The following is a 16,450-nucleotide window of genomic DNA, read 5'->3' as shown; positions in this document are numbered from 1 at the left end:
ACTCGCCACCGCGCATCCAGGCCCTGGACGCCCTGCGCGGGTTCGCGCTGGCCGGCATCCTCGTGGTGAACATCACCCAGCTCGCGCGCATGACCGGTCATCCCGCCGACGCCGCCGCTCTCGTCGTCGACCTGGGCTTCCGCCAGCGCTTCTTCCCGATCTTCTGCGTGCTGTTCGGCGCCGGGTTCGCGCTCTTCCTGGAGTCGGCCGGGCGGCGGGCCGGACGTCCCCGGCTGGTGCTGCTGCGCAGGCTGGCCGTCCTGGCGGCGTTCGGGATCGCGCACCAGCTCGCGCAGCCGGGGGAGGCGCTGCTGCCGTACGCGGTATTCGGCGCGCTGGTGCTGCTGCCCGCCTCCTACCTGCCGCGGGCGGCGGTGCCGGTGGCCGGGGTCCTGGCCACGGCGGCGGCGCTGCCGCTGGGCGGCGGACTGCTGCTGATCCCCGGGCTGTTCCTGCTCGGCCAGGCCGCCGCCGACTACCGGCACGTGCTCGGCGGCGGAGACGTGCTCGGCGGGCGGCCCGCGCTGGGCGGGCGGCTGCCCGTCTGGCTGCTCGCGGCGGGGCTGGTCACGGCCGTGCCGCTGGTGCTCTGGTACCTGAGCGTGCCCGTCCAGCAGCGGGCGTTCGGCCCGGGTGAGCCGATCGCCGCCGCCGCGGGCCTGGCCACCGCCGCCGCCTACACCGGCGCGCTCCTGCTGCTGCTCGGCACCAGGGCCGGCGCGGCGGTCGCGCGGGTCCTGGCGCCGCTGGGCCGCATGGCGCTGACCAACTACCTGCTGGCCACCCCGCTCGTCCTGCTGGCCGCCACCCCGCTGGGCCTGACGGACTCCGCCGCGTTCGGTTCGGTCTTCGCGCCTGCCGCGGTGATCATCGCCGCGCAGGCGGCGTTCAGCGCCTGGTGGCTGGCCCGCTTCAGGCACGGCCCGGCGGAGTGGGTCTGGCGCCGCGCCACCTGGGGTCGCCCGCTCCGGAACCGCCGCACCCCGGCGGACGCCGGCGCGCCCGTTCACTGAGCCGCCGGCGATGAATTCCGGCGTCCGCGACGGTCTGAGCGGGTGGGCCCGGATTCGGCCGGGCCGTCACTTCGCGGAGAGGACTCCCATGGGACGCGTGATCGTCGACATGAGCCCGTCGATCGACGGATACGTCGCGGGCGAGGGGGTGAGCGTCGCGTCGCCGTTCGGCGACGCCGGCCTGCGGCTGCATCGCTGGCTCGGGTTCGAGGGCGCCACCCCGGCGGCGGCGGACGACGAGGCCGTCGCCCGGACGTTCGGCGGGGCCGGCGCGGTCGTGCTCGGCCGGCGGATGTTCGACGTCGGCATCGGCACCTGGGGCGACGACGGCGCGTTCGGCCTGCCGTGCTTCGTCGTCACCAACCGTCCGGAGCCGGAGCTGGTCAGGGGGCCGACGACGTTCACGTTCGTCACGGACGGGCCGGCCGAGGCGATGCGGCGGGCCAGGGCCGCCGCCGGCGACAAGGACGTCGTCGTGCCCGGCGGCGCCGACCTCGTGCGCCAGTGCCTGGCGGCCGGGTTCGTGGACGTCATCCACCTGCACGTCGTGCCGGTCATCCTCGGCCGCGGGGTGCCGCTCTTCGGCGGCGGGACCCCGCGCTACGAGGCCGAGACCACGGACGTGGTGGCCTCACCGCACGCCACCCACCTGACCGTGGCCGTCAAGCGCTGACCCCGTCTCAGGCGGGCTCCCAGTAGACCTCGATCACGTAGCCGTCCGGGTCGAGGCACTTGAAGCTGCTGAAGCCCGGCTCTTCGTGGCGTTCGACGATCGGCACGCCGTCGGCGGCCAGCAGGTCCAGCCGCCGGGCGACCTCCTGGCCGTCCGGGCAGGTGAAGCCGAAGTGGCTGAAGTCGGGCAGCCTGCGCGGGTCGGGGTCGGGGTGGAGCGCGAGGTCGAAGCGGTCCGAGTCCCTGATGATCACCGTGCCGTCCGGGTACTCACCGGCCGGACCGGCGTCGAAACCGAAGTATTTCTCGTAGAAGCGCCGTGACCGGCCGATGTCGCGCACGGCCAGGGCGAGGTGGTTGAGCCGCATGCCGCAGAAGGTAACGCCGCGCCCGGCAGGTGCGCGAGTCGTTTACCTGGGTATCTCGTGGCATATGTCGCTGTCCGGCCGATCACGTGCCGATACGTTGTCCTTTATGACGACCGCCCGCCTTGACGCCTCCCACGCGGCTCGTCCGATCTCCGGCAGGCTCGCCTGGCTGGACGCGTTGCGCGGCATCGGCGCGCTCGCGGTCGTCGGCGAGCACCTGCTGACCGGGATCGTGCCCGCGCTCCGGCCCACCATGATCAACCTGGGCGTCTACGGCGTGCTGGTGTTCTTCCTGGTCAGCGGGTACATCATCCCGGTCTCGCTGGAGCGGCACGGCGACGTGCGGGCGTTCTGGATCGGCAGGTTCTTCCGGCTCTACCCGCTCTACCTGGCCGTCATCGCCCTGGTCCTGGCCCTGTCGTGGTGGCTGCCGGTGCGCTGGGAGGTGGCCAGGGACGCCTCGTCGGTGGCCGCGCACGCCACCATGCTGCTGGACGTCGTCGGCGCCGCGGGCGTGCTGAACACCATGTGGACGCTGTCGTACGAGATGGTGTTCTACCTGCTGGTCACGGCGCTGTTCGTGGCCGGGGTGCGCGACCGGCGCGGGTTGACGGCGGTCGCGTTCGGCGCGGCGGCGCTCGTCACCGGCGTCACGATCTCCCGGGCGCCGCTGGCCGGCGGCTGGCTGGCCTGGCTGTCGTTCGGGGCGTTCGCCGTCGGGCTGGCCTGCGTGATCTCCGGACGCCTGCGTACCGCGGCGGCCTGCGCGCTCGGCGTGCTGGCGCTGGCCCTGGTGCTGCTGAGCAGCCGCGTCCCGTGGTTCGGCCTGGCCATGCTGGCGATCATGTTCACCGGGACCGCGCTGCACCGGTGGGAACGGGGGAACGGGCCGCTCTGGCCGGTCGCGCTGACCGCGCTGCCGGTGGCGCTGACCCCGATCTGGGCGATCAGCGCGGGCTGGTGGTGGGTCAGGCCGCCGGTGTGGGGAGCCACCGTGGCCCTGGCCGCTCTGACGTTCGCCGCCGCCTGGGCCTGCCGCCGCCGGTCCGTCCCGGCCGCGCTGACCTGGCTCGGCACGGTCAGCTACTCCCTGTACCTGCTGCACCTGCCGATCCTGCTGGCCGTGATGCGGGTGGCCGGCGACCTGCGCGCGGCGTCCCCGCTACGGCAGCTCGGCGTGGCGGCGCTGGTGCTGGTCGCGGTGCTGGCGGCGAGCTGGGCCGGCCACCGCTTCATCGAGCGGCCCATGCAGCGGCTCGGCCGCCGGCTGGCCGCCCAGCGCGCCGCCTGACGTGCCGCCTGGAGCGGCAGGCGCGGACGTCCCCGCCGCACTCGGGCAGATCTTCGCTTACTGTGCATCTCGGGGGAACACTGCGGGACAATGTCCGGGCCGGCACGCGGGGAAAGCGCCGGAAACACCGGGGGATCACGGAGGATGACGTCGGGAATGAGCATGCAGTCGGTGGAGCACCTCGGCCCGTACCGGGTGATCAGGAAGATCGGCGAGGGCGGCATGGGGGTCGCCCACCTCGGTCTCGACACGGCGGGCCGCGAGGTCGCGATCAAGGTGCTGCACCCGCACGTGGCCGCTGACCTGAAGGCGCGCGACCGGCTGTCCCGCGAGGTGGAGACCATGCGGCGGGTGCGCAGCCGGCACGTCGCCGAGGTGCTCGACGCCGAGCTGACGGGCGGCCGGCCGTACATCGTCACCCGCTTCGCGCCGGGCCGCACGCTCGAAGACACCGTGCTGAGCCAGGGCGCGTTCGCGGCCCACGAGGTCATCAGGCTCGCCAGGGGGTTGTGCCAGGCACTGGTCGACATCCACGCGGCCGGCGTGATCCACCGCGATCTCAAGCCGGCCAACGTGATGATCGTCGCCGGTGAGCCGCTGGTCATCGACTTCGGCATCGCGCACCTGGTCAACGCGGTGCGGCTGACCCAGACCGGGATGTTCGTCGGCACGCCCGGCTACCTGGCGCCCGAGATCATCCGCAACTCGCAGATCACCCAGGCGGCCGACGTGCACGCGCTGGCCTCGACGGTGTTCTTCGCCGCCACGGGGCTGCCGCCGTTCGGCACCGGCACGTTCGAGGCGGTCTGCTTCAACACGATGGAAGGGCGGGCGCAGCTCGACCGGGCGCCGGTCTGGCTGCGCGGCTGGCTGAGCCGGGCGCTGCAGGTCGATCCCGCGTCCCGGCCCGGCGCCCGCGAGCTGCTGCGGATGGTCGGCGAGCTCGACCCCGACAGCCGCGTCGACGGCCGCGTCGACACCCGCACCGCCGGCCGTGCCGACGGGGGCGAGCGGCTCGCGTCGGGCACGCTGACCATGGATGTCTCCGATCTGCTCCCGCCGGTCGAGTACGCGCAGAAGCGGCAGGAGGAGCGGCCGCCGCCCTACGTGCCCGCCTCGGTGCCGCCGTACGTGCCCGCGTCGCCGTCGCACGTGCCCGCGCCGGCCCCGACGCTGCGCGCCGAGTCGCCCGAGGAGCCGCGCCCGGCGCCCGCGCCGCCGCCGGAGCCCTTCGACCTGCGCCGGTTCGTGCGCGGCAGCGGCTTCGTCGGCGTGCTCCTGCTCGCGACGCTGGTCGCGCTGACCGTCGTCATGCCGGTCGTGATCGGCCTGGGCGCGGCGGCGCTCTCGCTGGCGCTGCGGGCCGGCGACCACTTCCTCTTCCCCGGCGAGAGGCGGCCGCTGTCCACGACCGCGCTCGTGGTCGTCGGGAACCTGGCGCTGGCCCTGGCGCTCGGCATCGTCACCGGGAGCGTGCTGAGCCTGGCCGGCGGGCTGCACACCAACCAGGCGGAGTCGCTGGCCGCGGGCGCGTTCACGCTGGGGCTGTTCGTGCTGCCCGGCGCGGCGGCGGTACGCCGGGCCGCCGCGCACGTCCTGGCCCGGGTCCTGCCCGGCGGCAGCCCGATCGTGGTGTCGACCGCGGTGATGGGGCCGGTCGCGCTGATCGCCTGGATCGTGGCCCTGCTCCAGGTGCTGTAGCCCGCCGCGGGGCCGGACCTCCGGCTCAGATCAGGCCGAGCGCCAGCATCGCGTCGGCGACCCGGCGGAAGCCGTCGATGTTGGCGCCGGCCACGTAGTTGCCCGGCATGCCGTACTCGTCGGCGGTGCCCAGGCAGCGGGCGTGGATGTCGCGCATGATCTCGCGCAGCCGGTGCTCGGAGAACTCGAACGTCCACGAGTCGCGGCTGGCGTTCTGCTGCATCTCCAGCGCGCTGGTCGCCACGCCGCCCGCGTTGGCCGCCTTGCCCGGGCCGAACGCGACGCCCGCCTCCAGGAACACCTTGACGCCTTCCGGCGTGGTCGGCATGTTGGCGCCCTCACCGACCGCGATGCAGCCGTTGTCGACCAGGAAGGCGGCGTCGCGGCCGGTGATCTCGTTCTGCGTGGCCGACGGCATCGCCACCTCGCAGGGCACCTCCCAGACGCCGCGTCCGGGCACGAACGACACGTGCGAGCCGCGGCGGGCGGCGTAGGCGTCGAGCCTGCCGCGCTCGACCTGCTTGATCTGCTTGAGCAGGGCCAGGTCGATGCCCTTCTCGTCCACGACGTAGCCGGAGGAGTCGGAGCAGGCCACGACGACGCCGCCGAGCTGCTGGATCTTCTCGACCGTGTAGATCGCCACGTTGCCCGAGCCGGACACGACGGCCCGCTTGCCCTCGAACGACGTGCCGCGGGCCTTCAGCATCTCCTCGACGAAGAACGTGCACCCGTAGCCGGTGGCCTCGGTACGCACCTGCGCGCCGCCGTAGACCAGGCCCTTGCCGGTGATGACGCCCGACTCGTAGCGGTTGGTGATGCGCTTGTACTGGCCGAACAGGTAGCCGATCTCCCGTCCGCCGACGCCGATGTCACCGGCGGGGACGTCGGTGTACTCGCCGATGTGCCGGTAGAGCTCGGTCATGAAGCTCTGGCAGAAGCTCATGATCTCGCGGTCGGAGCGGCCCTTCGGGTCGAAGTCGGAGCCGCCCTTGCCGCCGCCGATCGGCAGGCCGGTCAGGCCGTTCTTGAAGACCTGCTCGAACCCGAGGAACTTGACGATGCCCAGGTAGACCGACGGGTGGAAGCGCAGGCCGCCCTTGTAGGGGCCGAGCGCGCTGTTGAACTCCACCCGGAAGCCGCGGTTGATCTGCACCTCGCCCTGGTCGTCCAGCCACGGCACGCGGAAGATGATCTGCCGCTCGGGCTCGCAGATCCGCTCGATGATCTTCGATTCGGCGTATTCGGGGTGCTTGCCGAGAGCCGGGCCGATGCTGTCGAGAACCTCGCGCACCGCCTGGTGGAACTCGATCTCCCCCGGATTGCGGCGAAGGACGTTGTCGTAGATCGACGACAGTTTCTCGTGCAACACGTACTCCCAGAACGCTCACGGATATCGGCTTCCTCACCTTAGGGGGCGGCCGGTTGTGAGACGCAGGTGGCCCGCCGTTTAGCGGCGAGGTCGCGCGCGGCGGATCTCCGCGGGGCCGCCCGATCTACTATCCTGGATCGTGCTGACGGACGACCGAACGAGGAGATGCATGGCCGGGGCAGGTGCGCGTCTACGCTTGACGGCGTTGCGCTGGCTGCTGCCTGTCGTGCTGGTGTTCGGTGTCTGCCTGATGCACACCGTCGGGCACCTGGAGCATTCGGGCGGTTCCGGGACGGCCGTTCATGAGACGGCGGGCGGTCCGGCCGCGCACGCGAGCCCGTCAGAGGCGGTGCCTGGCGGGGTGTTCGCCGGGCCGGGCCCCCGGCCGAGCCCGGATCCGGGCTCGGTGTGCCTGGCCGTGCTCACCTCGCTGCTCCTGCTGCTGCTGCTCGCCCTGGCCGGCGCCCGCGCAGCCCGCCGTCCCGCCTCCGGCGTCGGCCGGACGGCGCGGGGGAGCGGGAGCGCCAGAGCGCCGCCCCGCCGTGTGGCTCCCACTCTCTGGCAGCTCTCGGTGATGCGCGTATAGGCCGAACCATCGGCGGCGCGGCCACCCGGTCACGCCGCGATACGCGCCTGTACCCGCACGTCACCCACCAGAGAGACGACGACCATGCTCAAGAACATCAAGACGATCCCGGCCGCCGGCGCCCTGCTCGCGCTGCTCACCGCGTGCGGCGGCACCGGCGACGGCACCGGCGACGGCCGGGCGGCCGGCGGGCACGACATGACCGGCAGCACCCAGGTGGCGACCAGCACACCGGCCACGACCAGTGCGAGCAGCGCGGGCTTCAACGACGCGGACGTGATGTTCGCGCAGATGATGATCCCGCACCACGAGCAGGCGGTCGACATGGCGGAACTGGCCGAAGGCCGCGCGTCCGACCAGGAGATCAAGGACCTGGCGGCGAAGATCAAGGCCGCCCAGGACCCGGAGATCCGGACGATGCGCGGCTGGCTCACCGCCTGGGGCAAGCCGCTGCCGTCCGGCGGGATGGGTCACGACATGCCCGGCATGATGTCGGCGGCGGACCTGCGCGAGCTGGAGTCCGCCCAGGGCGAGGAGTTCGACCGGCGGTTCGCCGAGCTGATGATCGCCCACCACGAGGGCGCGATCGAGATGGCCCGCACCGAACAGGCCCAGGGAGCCGACCCGGAGGCCAAGGAGCTGGCAAAGACCATCGAGACGGCCCAGCGGGCCGAGGTCGCCCAGCTGCGGGCGATACTCGACCGCCTGTAGGCAGCGCGCGTGCGTGTGTGAAACGCACACGTGATGGTGACATGCGGCACCTGTGACCGGCCCCCGGCCGCTCGTACGTTCCAGGCATGACCATCAAACGCTTCGCCACCGTCCTCGGCGCGGCGGTGCTGGCCTGCGCCACACTGGCGGCACCGGCGCGCGCGGACGGATCGCACGAATGCTTCTCCGGCGCCCGCACCCCCGACGGCGACCATCTCAAGCTCTCCGGCTGGGGGTGCGCGGGCTCCGGCTACTACCAGGTGACGGTCCTCATCAGGGTCGGTGACGCCAAGGGCGTCTACTCCTGCATGAGCGTCTTCTCCTGGCACGGGGACCTGGTGGGCGACTGGTGCCGCCAGATCTGACCGCTGTTCAGCACATCTGCGGGGCGCAGGTGTACGGGTTCGGCGGTATCGACGGCGGCTGCCACGGCGACGGCGGCGTCCACCACGGGTTGGGCGCGGCGGTCGTCTTCGGCGGCGGCTCGGGAGACGGCGCCGGCGGCTTCTCCGGGCTCGGCTCGGGATCCGGATCACGCTCCGGCTCACGGTCCGGCGGCCGGTCGCCCATCGGCGTGCTCACCGGGCCCCCGGTGCGGGTCGGCTTGGGCTGCGGCGCGGACGTCTTGCCGCGCTTCGGCGTGCGCGTGGCCGTGGGCTGCGCGGTCGGCTGGTAGGCCGGCGGCGTCGACGTCCGCTGCGCCGAGCTCGTGGCCTGCGGCGGCGTCGTGCCCGGCGCCGGGACGGCCTGCGTCGACGGCGGGACGGCCGGATCGCCGGTGGCGGACGGCCGCGCCGGATCGGCGTCCGCGCCGATCAGCACGCCGCCCGTGACGAGCAGCGCCGCCGTCACGGCGCCCGCGGCGCTCAGCAGCAGCGGCATCCGCCGGCGACGACCGGGCGGCGCCGGCTGACCGGGAGCCGTGGGATCACCGGGCAGTGCCGCTTGCCCGGGAGCCGCGGAAGCGCCGGACGGTACCGCGCGGCCGGGAGCCGTGACGTGACCCGGATTCGTGCCGAGGCCGGATTCGTCGGGGGTCCTGAGGTCGCCAAAGGTCCTGAGCTCGCCAAAGGTCCCGAGGTCGCGAAAGGTCCTGAGGTCGCCGGGCGGGCTCCTGGGGACGTCAGCTCGGCCACCAGGTCGTCGGCGCTCGGCCGCCCGGCCGGATCCTTCGACAGGCTGGCGGTGACGAGGTCGAGCAGCGTCCCGTCCAGGCCGGTGACCTCCGGCTGCTCGTTGAGAATGCGGTTGATCACCGCCGGGGTCGAGTCCACGCCGAACGCGGGCCGGCCCGACGCGGCGAACACCATGGTCACGCCCCAGGCGAAGACGTCGGCCGCGGCCGTCACCTGCGCCCCGCCGAGCTGCTCCGGCGCCAGGTACGACGGGGTGCCCATGAGCTGCCCGGTCGAGGTGCCGCCCGGCGAGTCGAGTGCGCGGGCGATGCCGAAGTCGATCACCACCGGACCCTCGGGGCCCATGAGGATGTTGGCCGGCTTGAAGTCGCGGTGCAGCACCCCGGCCCGGTGGATGGCGGCCAGCGCCGCCGCCGTGCTGATCGCCAGCCGTTCGAGCGCCGCCCCGCGCCGCGGCCCCTCGGCGAGGACGAGGTCGCGCAGCGACGGCCCGGGCACGTACTCGCTGACGATGTACGGCCGCCGGCCCGCCAGGTCGGCGTGCAGCACCGGCGCGGTGGAGAACCTGGCCACCCGCCGGGCGATGTCCACCTCGCGCAGGAACCGGGTGCGCGCGTCGGAGTCGGTCAGCAGGCCCTGGTGCAGCAGCTTGACGGCCACCTGCTCGCCGGACTCCGACCGCCCCAGGTAGACGACCCCCTGGCCGCCCTCCCCGAGCCGCGCGGTGAGGTCGTAAGAACCCAGCCGCCGCGGATCGTCCTCCTCTAACGGGTGGTTCACCCGGCCCCCCAGAACAAACGTACGGACAGGGCTAGAAGCTACCAGCATGATCGCCGAGGGGACGAGCCGGAACCTCGATCAGGCGAGCGCCAGGGTGAGCGCGTGCTCGACGTGGATCCTGGTGGAGTCGAACACCGGCACCGGGCTGTCAGCCGGCCCCACCAGCAGCGTGATCTCGGTGCAGCCGAGTATCACGCCCTGCGCGCCGCGCCCGGCCAGCTCGGCGATGACGCGGCGGTAGGCCGCGCGTGAGCCGTCCTCGATCCGGCCGAGGGTGAGCTCCTGGTAGATCACGTCGTGCACCAGCTCGCGGCCGGCCTCGTCGGGCACCAGCACCTCGACGCCGTGCGCGCGCATGCGGTCGCGGTAGAAGTCCATCTCCATCGTGTACCTGGTGCCGAGCAGCCCGACGGTGGTGAGCCCGGCGGCGATGACGCGCTCGGCCGTCGCGTCCACCAGGTGCACGAACGGCACGTCGATCGCCGCCTCGACGGCCGGCGCGACCCGGTGCATGGTGTTGGTGCACAGCAGGATCAGCTCCGCGCCCGCCCGCTGCAGCCCGGCCGCCGCGTCGGCGAGCAGCCGTCCGGCTGCCGTCCAGTCGCCGGCCCGCTGCAACGCCTCCACCTCGGCGAAGTCCACCGTCACCAGCACGCTGCGGGCGCAGTGGTGACCGCCGAGCCGGTCGCGGGCCTCCTGGTTGAGCAGCCGGTAGTACTCCGCGGACGATTCCCAGCTCATGCCGCCGATCAGGCCGATGGTTCTCATGCCGAGCATCATGCCCGCCGCCCGGTGACCCTAGGTAGTCCTGGTCTTCTTGGCCGAACCCCAAGCGATACTTATGGCATGGATTCCCATCGGCTGCTGGTCTTCCGTCAGATCGCCCGTACCGGGTTGATCGCCGGGGCCGCGCGCGAGCTCGGCTGGACTCAGCCCGCGGTCAGCCAGCACCTGCGGCTGCTGGAGCGGCAGACCGGGCTGGCGCTGGTGCTGCGCCGCCCGCGCGGCGTGCTGCTCACCGAGGCGGGCCGGGCGCTGCTCAGGCACGCCGACGGCGTCGCGGCCGGGCTGCGGGCGGCCGCCGACGAGATGGACGCGCTGGCCCGCCTGCGCGCGGGCGCGGTGCGCATCGCCGTCTTCCCCTCGGCCGGCGCGGCGCTCCTGCCCGCCGCGATGGGCCTGCTCCTGGGCCGGCACCCCGGTCTCGACGTGCGGCTGCGCGAGGCCGAGCCGCCGCAGGCGCTCGACCTGGTGGCCGCGGGCGAGGCGGACGTCGCCGTGACCTTCGTGCACGCCGGCCAGCTGCCGGACGAGCAGCCCGGGCTGGTCAGGGCGCCGCTGGGCGACGACCCGGTGCGGCTGGTCCTGCCACGCGCACACCCGCACGCCGCCGGGGCCGGCCCGGTGGACCTGCGGCTGCTGGCGGCCGAGCGGTGGATCGCCGGCTGCGACCGGTGCGCGGAGAACCTGCGCCGGGCCTGCGCCGAGGCCGGTTTCACGCCGGACGTCAGGCACGGCACCGACGACTACGTGATCAGCCAGCGGCTCATCGCCGCCGGGCTGGCCGTGGGGCTGCTCCCGCAGCTCGCGCTCGACGCCGTCCGCGATCCCGGGGTGGCGGTCAGGGACGTGCTCGGCCTGGGCCCGCGCACCCTGCACCTGGTGCACCACCGGGAGGCCGGGCGGGTGCCCGCCGTCCGCGCGGCCGTCCACGCCCTTCAGTCGGCGGCGGGCGGCGGGTCCACGGCGGTGTAGCGGCGCAGGTCGTCCTCCGCGGGCGGGGCGCCGGGCAGGCCGGACCCGCCGCCGGCGCGCAGGCCGTCCAGCATGATCTCCATCACCCGGCGCACGGCCTGATCGCCGGGCACGCCGGGCGGCGCGTAGACGCTCAGGGTCATGAGCATCGCGACGTCCAGCGGGCCGGCGTCCGGGCGCAGCGCGCCGTCGGCCTGGGCGCGCGCGGTCAGCTCCAGGACCGCCGTGACCACCCGCTGCCTGATCTCCGCCAGGTCGTGCCCGGCGCGTATGCGCTGGTGCAGATGGGGGTCGAGCCTGGCCGACAGCTCGCCGAGCCGCAGCTCGGCCGACGAGCGCAGGAAGCGGCAGAGCGCGTGCCAGGCGTCGGGCTCCTCCCGCTGCGCGGTCTCGACGAGGTCGGCCAGGCGGCGCAGCGTGTCCTCGCCGACGGCGCGCAGCAGGGCGTCGCGGTCGGGGAAGCGCCGGTAGAGCGTGCCGATGCCGACCCCGGCCCGCCGCGCCACCTCCTCCAGCGGCACGTCGACGCCCTGGTCGAGGAACAGCCGCCGGGCGGCCGTGACGATCAGGTCCCTGTTGCGCCGGGCGTCCGCGCGCAGCCCCGGGGTCTCGCCTGCCACCTCTGACTCACCTTCTCCGGCCGGACTGGACGAATTTCCTCCGCTTAGGTTACCGTCGAAATGGAAGCGGAGGATTTTCCTCCAGTTGATCGGAGGATGGATCATGAGCAGGCGAACCGTGCTGATCTCCGGCGCCGGCGTGGGCGGGCCGACGCTGGCGTACTGGCTGGCCAGGAACGGGTTCCTGGTCACCGTCGTCGAACGCGCCCGCGCCCTGCGCTCCAGCGGCAACCCGGTGGACGTCCGAGGCCCGGCGCTCGGCATCGCCAGGCGGATGGGCCTGGTGTCCCGCCTGCGCGACGCGGCCACCGGCAACACCGGGCTCACCTTCGTCGACGCCCACGGCCGGCGGACCGGGCGGCTGGACCTGCGTGACGTCCAGCGGCCCGGCGAGATCGAGCTGCCGCGCGGCGACCTCGCCGCCATCCTGTTCGAGTCGAGCCGCGAGCACGCCGAATACGTCTTCGACGACTCCATCGCCGCGCTCCACCAGGACGAACGGGGTGTCGAGGTGACGTTCGAGCGCGGCCTGCCACGCCGCTTCGACCTGGTGGTCGGGGCCGACGGCCTGCACTCGGCGACCCGGCGGCTGACTTTCGGCGCGGAACACGGCTTCATCCACCACCTGGGCCTGTACGTGGCCACCCTGCCGTTCGGCGACCCGCCGGCGACCAGGGCGGGCGGCGACGTCGTCATGCACAACACCCCGGGCAGGGCCGTCGCCGTCAGCCCGACCCCGAGCGGCGAAGGGGCCTTCTTCCTCTACCGCGCGCCGGCCGAGCCCGGGTTCGACCACCGCGACGCCGGGCAGCACCGGCGAATGCTGGCCCGCGCGTTCGCCGGGGTCTCCTGGCGCGCTCCCGAGCTGCTGGAGCGGGTCGAGGCCGGCGGCGACCTGTACTTCGACGCGGTGAGCCGGGTACGCCTGCCGCGCTGGTGGCAGGGCAGGGTGGCGCTGCTCGGCGACGCGGCCTGCAGCGTGTCGCTGTTCGGCGACGGTTCGAGCCTGGCCATGGCGGGGGCGTACACGCTGGCGGCCGAGCTGGCCGCGTCCCCGGACGACCCGGGCGCGGCCTTCCGCCGCTATGAGGGGGCGCACCGGCGCCTGGCGGACGCCAGGCAGCGTGACGCGGGACTGGCGGCGGGCCTGCTGGTGCCCGCCACGCGGCGCGGCATCGCGGCCAGGAACGTGGCCGCCCGCCTGTGGCCGGCCGTCTCCGCCGCCGCCCGGCTGCGCGGCGCGCTCGCCCGCACGCGTGAGCCCGCCACCGCGTGAAGGGTCGCGGCGCACTCGTTCGCACTGGCGCGTAAAGGGTCGCGGCGCACTCCCGAGATCGCCCTCGCATAAATAGTTGCCGCGTTTATAGTAAACATGGTTATTATCTGGTCATGGAACGCATTCCCTCGACCGGATGGCTGGTCTGGCAGGTCGCGGTGCGCATGCGCGCCTCACTGGACCGGGCGCTGGAGCCGCACGGGCTGACCAGCACCCACTACGGCGTTCTCGCCTCGCTCCAGGGCCTGTCGCAGGGCGGCCGGCCGCCCAGCCAGCGGCAGCTCGCCGACTTCGCCGGGCTGGAGCCCATGCACGTCTCCAAGGTGGTCCGCGCGCTCGAACAGGCCGGGCTGCTCGAACGCGCCAATCACCCGGGCGACACCCGCGCCGTGCAGCTCACGCTCACCCCCCGCGGCGCCGAAGCGCTCGCCGCCGGCCGCCGGGCCGTGCTCGACCTGGAGCGGGAACACCTGTCCCCGCTCGACGCCGATCAGGCCGGTCAGCTGCACGCCCATCTCCTCACCCTGCTCCGCCACCTCGACGGGAAGGCGACGCCATGACACCGGAAGAGCCGACACGGCAGAAGATGCGCATCGCGGTGGTCGGCGCCACCAGCCGCACCGGATTACACCTGCTCGCCGAGGCCGCCAGGCGCGGCCACGAGGTCGCGGCGGCCACCCGCCGTCCCGGCGCGCTGCCCGCGGACACGCCGGCGCGGACGGTCACCGGCGACGGCCGCGACCCCCGCGTCGTCACCGAGGTGATCGCCGGGGCCGACGCCGTGATCGCCATCGTCAACGGCGGCGACCGCGCCGACCCGCACCGGGCCGAGCACGTCCTGCGCACGGTCACCGCCGCGATGGCGGCGGAAGGCGTGCGCCGCCTGGTCGTCACCAGCGCCTACCCGATCGTCGGCGAGCGGCCCAGACTGGCGATCTGGCTGCTCAACCGGCTGCTCGCCACCTCCTACGCGGACGTGCGCGCGATGGAGGCCCTGGTACGCGCCACCGACCTCGACTGGACGATCGCCAGGCTGAACCGGCTGACCGACAAACCCCCGACCGGCCGCGTCACCTGCAGCGGCGACCTGCTGGACAGCCCGCGTCCCATGTCCAGGGCCGATTCCGCGGCGGCACTGCTCGACCTGGCGGAGAGCAGGGAACGCGGCCGCACCGCCGTCAACCTCTGCGGCGCATGACACCCTCGCGAGCCCCGGCGGAGATCGAGGCCGACGCGGCGGCGGCCGTCGCCCGGTTGCGCGGGCAGCCGGGCGTGCTGGACGCGCACTCGCCGGCCGGTCGCCTGGTCGAGCTGACCGTCGACTCCCGCGCGCTGGGCGGCGAAGGGCGGGCCCGCGTCCTGGTCCCGCCCGGCTACGCCGCCGCGCCCGCCCGCCGCCGGCCGGTGCTGTACCTGCTGCACGGCCTCGCCGAGCCCGACTGGCTGACCGGCACCGCCGTCGACCGCGACACGGCCGGCTACCCGGCCCTGGTCGTCATGCCCGACGGCGGCGCGTACGGCTTCTACAGCGACTGGCTCGACGGCCCCGCCTGGGCCCGCTTCCACCTCACCGAGCTGTCCGGCCTGGTCGAACGCGGCCTGGGTGGCGGCCCGCGTCAGGCGGTGGCCGGGTTCTCGATGGGCGGGTTCGGCGCGCTCTCGTACGCGGCCCGCCATCCGGGCAGGTTCGCCGCCGTCGCCTCCTACAGCGGGCTGACCGACTCGCTGGCCGGGGCGGCGAACGTGATGGCGGCCGTCGAGGCGTTCGGCGGCGACCCGGCCGCGCTGTGGGGCGACCCGGTCGCCGACGCGGCCGTCTGGCACCGGCACAACCCCTACGACCTGGTCCACCGGCTGCGCGCGACCCCCGTCTGGCTCGCCTCGGGCGACGGCCGGCCGGGGCCGTTCGACCCGCCGGGGGCGCCGCCCGACTGGATGGAGTCGTGGGTCGGCCCGATGAACGCCCGGTTCGCCGCGCACGCCCGCGCGCACGGCGTGCGCCCGATCACGCGCCTGTACGGGCCGGGCGGCCACTCCTGGCCGTACTGGGACCGGGAGCTGCGGCTGAGCCTGCCGTTCCTGATGGCCGCGCTCGGCGCGCACGGCAGACCGGACGCGGCCCGGCCGCAACGGCGTTCGCGCTGACGGGTATCGCTTACACCGGGATCGCGGTCACGCGCTCAGCTCCGGCGCCGGCCGATGGACGCGTTGCGCGCGGGTGCGGAAGACGTGCCGGTACGTGCGTGGCGACATGCCGGTCACCCGCCCGAAGTGATGCCGCAGCCGGGCGGCGGTGCTGAACCCGGTGCGCCACGCGATCCGCTCGACCGGCTCGTCGGAGGTCTCCAGCAACTCCTGGGCCAGCCGTACCCGCTGCTGCAGCAGCCACTGCAGCGGGGTGATGCCCAGCTTGTCGCGGAACCTGCGGGCGAAGGTGCGCTCGCTGAGATGCGCCAGCGCGGCGAACCTGGCGACGGTCAGCGGCTCGGCCAGGTGGTCGCGGGCCCAGCGCAGCGCCGGGGCCAGGTCGTCGCCGTCCTCGGTCTGGACGAGCAGCCGCGCGTGCTGCGCCTGGCCTGGCTCCCGGTGCGGCGGCACCACCATCCGCCTGGCGACCTCGTTGGCCACCGCCACGCCGTGGTCGCGGCGCAGCAGGTGGAGGCACAGGTCGATGGCGGCGGCCGTGCCCGCCGAGGTCAGCACGTCGCCGTCGTCGGTGTAGAGCACGCCGGGGTCGAAGCGGACGGCGGGAAAGCGGTGGGCGAAGTCGCCGGCGTTCATCCAGTGCGTGGTGGCCGGCCGCCCGTCGAGCAGGCCGGCGGCGGCCAGGACGTAGGCGCCGGTGCACAGGGACACGATCCTGGCGCCCCGGTCGTGGGCCGCGCGCACCGCCGCGACCAGCGGCGCGGGCGGGCTGAGCTGCACCCCTCTGGCCGCCGCCGGTAACACCACGGTGTCGGCCTCGACCAGGTCGTCCAGGCCGTACGGGGTGGCGAGGCCCATGCCCGCCGCGGTACGCAGCGGCCCCGGCTCGGCGGCGCACAGGCGCAGCTCGTACCAGGGGTCGACGAGGTCGCTGCGATCCACGCCGAAGACCTCGCAGGGCACGGCGAGCTCGAACACCGGCGCCGCGTCGGTCACCGCGACGGCCACCACGTGCTTGCCCACGCCG

General features: G+C 74.1%; 19 protein-coding genes. 12 read left to right on the top strand and 7 right to left on the bottom strand.

Annotation, left to right across the window (positions count from 1 at the left end; genetic code table 11):
- Both HII36_RS10250 and HII36_RS10245 read left to right on the top strand, forming a co-directional pair.
- Positions 1–1,013 (top strand): DUF418 domain-containing protein (locus tag HII36_RS10250; RefSeq protein ID WP_217369356.1); only part of this gene is annotated, 1,013 nt, incomplete at its 5' end.
- An 88-nt stretch (positions 1,014–1,101) separates the two neighbouring features.
- Positions 1,102–1,686 (top strand): dihydrofolate reductase family protein, encoded by a 585-nt coding sequence (locus HII36_RS10245; RefSeq protein WP_173522859.1) that lies wholly within the window; start codon positions 1,102–1,104, stop codon positions 1,684–1,686.
- 7 nt (positions 1,687–1,693) lie between these two features.
- Here HII36_RS10245 and HII36_RS10240 read toward each other — a convergent pair whose 3' ends face one another.
- Positions 1,694–2,053: a VOC family protein gene (locus HII36_RS10240; protein ID WP_173522858.1), complete on the bottom strand. Its 360-nt coding sequence runs from the start codon at positions 2,051–2,053 to the stop codon at positions 1,694–1,696.
- A gap of 106 nt (positions 2,054–2,159) precedes the next feature.
- Between HII36_RS10240 and HII36_RS10235 the strand changes: the two genes are divergently transcribed.
- Both HII36_RS10235 and HII36_RS10230 read left to right on the top strand, forming a co-directional pair.
- A complete protein-coding gene (locus HII36_RS10235) occupies positions 2,160–3,344 on the top strand; it encodes an acyltransferase family protein (protein WP_173522857.1) in 1,185 nt (394 codons plus the stop codon).
- Between the two features lie 156 nt (positions 3,345–3,500).
- Entirely contained in the window at positions 3,501–5,045 is a 1,545-nt protein-coding gene (locus HII36_RS10230; protein WP_173522856.1) for a serine/threonine-protein kinase, read from the top strand.
- A gap of 25 nt (positions 5,046–5,070) precedes the next feature.
- Here the strand turns inward: HII36_RS10230 and gdhA are convergent, their stop codons facing one another.
- Positions 5,071–6,414 (bottom strand): NADP-specific glutamate dehydrogenase, encoded by a 1,344-nt coding sequence (gene gdhA / locus HII36_RS10225; RefSeq protein WP_173522855.1) that lies wholly within the window; start codon positions 6,412–6,414, stop codon positions 5,071–5,073.
- A 196-nt stretch (positions 6,415–6,610) separates the two neighbouring features.
- Here gdhA and HII36_RS10220 point away from each other — a divergent pair, with 196 nt between their 5' ends.
- The 3 genes from HII36_RS10220 to HII36_RS10210 all read left to right on the top strand — a co-directional run bounded on the left by HII36_RS10220 (position 6,611) and on the right by HII36_RS10210 (position 8,076).
- Complete coding sequence (locus HII36_RS10220; RefSeq protein ID WP_173522854.1) at positions 6,611–7,000, top strand: DUF6153 family protein; 390 nt, start codon at positions 6,611–6,613, stop codon at positions 6,998–7,000.
- Between the two features lie 84 nt (positions 7,001–7,084).
- A complete protein-coding gene (locus tag HII36_RS10215) occupies positions 7,085–7,711 on the top strand; it encodes a DUF305 domain-containing protein (protein WP_173522853.1) in 627 nt (208 codons plus the stop codon).
- 86 nt (positions 7,712–7,797) lie between these two features.
- On the top strand, positions 7,798–8,076 hold the full coding sequence (locus tag HII36_RS10210; RefSeq protein WP_173522852.1) for a hypothetical protein: 279 nt from the start codon (positions 7,798–7,800) through the stop codon (positions 8,074–8,076).
- A 7-nt stretch (positions 8,077–8,083) separates the two neighbouring features.
- On the opposite strand, the gene HII36_RS10205 is transcribed toward HII36_RS10210, so the two are convergent.
- The 3 genes from HII36_RS10205 to HII36_RS10195 form a co-directional block, all read right to left on the bottom strand.
- Positions 8,084–8,593: a hypothetical protein gene (locus tag HII36_RS10205; protein WP_173522851.1), complete on the bottom strand. Its 510-nt coding sequence runs from the start codon at positions 8,591–8,593 to the stop codon at positions 8,084–8,086.
- A complete protein-coding gene (locus HII36_RS10200) occupies positions 8,578–9,627 on the bottom strand; it encodes a protein kinase domain-containing protein (protein ID WP_328807671.1) in 1,050 nt (349 codons plus the stop codon). The genes HII36_RS10205 and HII36_RS10200 overlap by 16 nt, the downstream gene beginning before the upstream one ends.
- A 78-nt stretch (positions 9,628–9,705) precedes the next feature.
- Entirely contained in the window at positions 9,706–10,395 is a 690-nt protein-coding gene (locus tag HII36_RS10195) for an aspartate/glutamate racemase family protein (RefSeq protein WP_173522849.1), read from the bottom strand.
- Positions 10,396–10,473: 78 nt separating this feature from the next.
- Here HII36_RS10195 and HII36_RS10190 point away from each other — a divergent pair, with 78 nt between their 5' ends.
- Positions 10,474–11,382, top strand: a complete 909-nt coding sequence (locus HII36_RS10190) for a LysR family transcriptional regulator (protein ID WP_173522848.1) — start codon at positions 10,474–10,476, stop codon at positions 11,380–11,382.
- Here the strand turns inward: HII36_RS10190 and HII36_RS10185 are convergent.
- A complete protein-coding gene (locus tag HII36_RS10185; RefSeq protein ID WP_217369354.1) occupies positions 11,346–12,002 on the bottom strand; it encodes a TetR/AcrR family transcriptional regulator in 657 nt (218 codons plus the stop codon). The genes HII36_RS10190 and HII36_RS10185 overlap by 37 nt on opposite strands.
- Positions 12,003–12,105: 103 nt before the next feature.
- Here HII36_RS10185 and HII36_RS10180 point away from each other — a divergent pair, with 103 nt between their 5' ends.
- The 4 genes from HII36_RS10180 (at position 12,106) to HII36_RS10165 (ending at position 15,423) form a co-directional block, all read left to right on the top strand.
- A complete protein-coding gene (locus HII36_RS10180; RefSeq protein WP_173522846.1) occupies positions 12,106–13,278 on the top strand; it encodes an FAD-dependent monooxygenase in 1,173 nt (390 codons plus the stop codon).
- A 113-nt stretch (positions 13,279–13,391) separates the two neighbouring features.
- Positions 13,392–13,838: a MarR family winged helix-turn-helix transcriptional regulator gene (locus HII36_RS10175; protein WP_173522845.1), complete on the top strand. Its 447-nt coding sequence runs from the start codon at positions 13,392–13,394 to the stop codon at positions 13,836–13,838.
- A complete protein-coding gene (locus HII36_RS10170; protein WP_173522844.1) occupies positions 13,835–14,476 on the top strand; it encodes an NAD(P)-dependent oxidoreductase in 642 nt (213 codons plus the stop codon). The genes HII36_RS10175 and HII36_RS10170 overlap by 4 nt, the downstream gene beginning before the upstream one ends.
- Positions 14,473–15,423 (top strand): alpha/beta hydrolase, encoded by a 951-nt coding sequence (locus tag HII36_RS10165; protein WP_173522843.1) that lies wholly within the window; start codon positions 14,473–14,475, stop codon positions 15,421–15,423. Before HII36_RS10170 ends, HII36_RS10165 begins: the two co-directional genes overlap by 4 nt.
- A 27-nt stretch (positions 15,424–15,450) precedes the next feature.
- On the opposite strand, the gene HII36_RS10160 is transcribed toward HII36_RS10165, so the two are convergent.
- Entirely contained in the window at positions 15,451–16,446 is a 996-nt protein-coding gene (locus HII36_RS10160) for a GlxA family transcriptional regulator (RefSeq protein ID WP_173522842.1), read from the bottom strand.
- Between the last annotated feature and the right edge of the window lie 4 nt (positions 16,447–16,450).

This window comes from Nonomuraea antri (assembly GCF_013283785.1).
Lineage (GTDB): Bacteria > Actinomycetota > Actinomycetes > Streptosporangiales > Streptosporangiaceae > Nonomuraea > Nonomuraea antri.
Note: the sequence above shows the minus strand (reverse complement) of the source record. Positions and strands in the feature narration are given on the sequence as shown.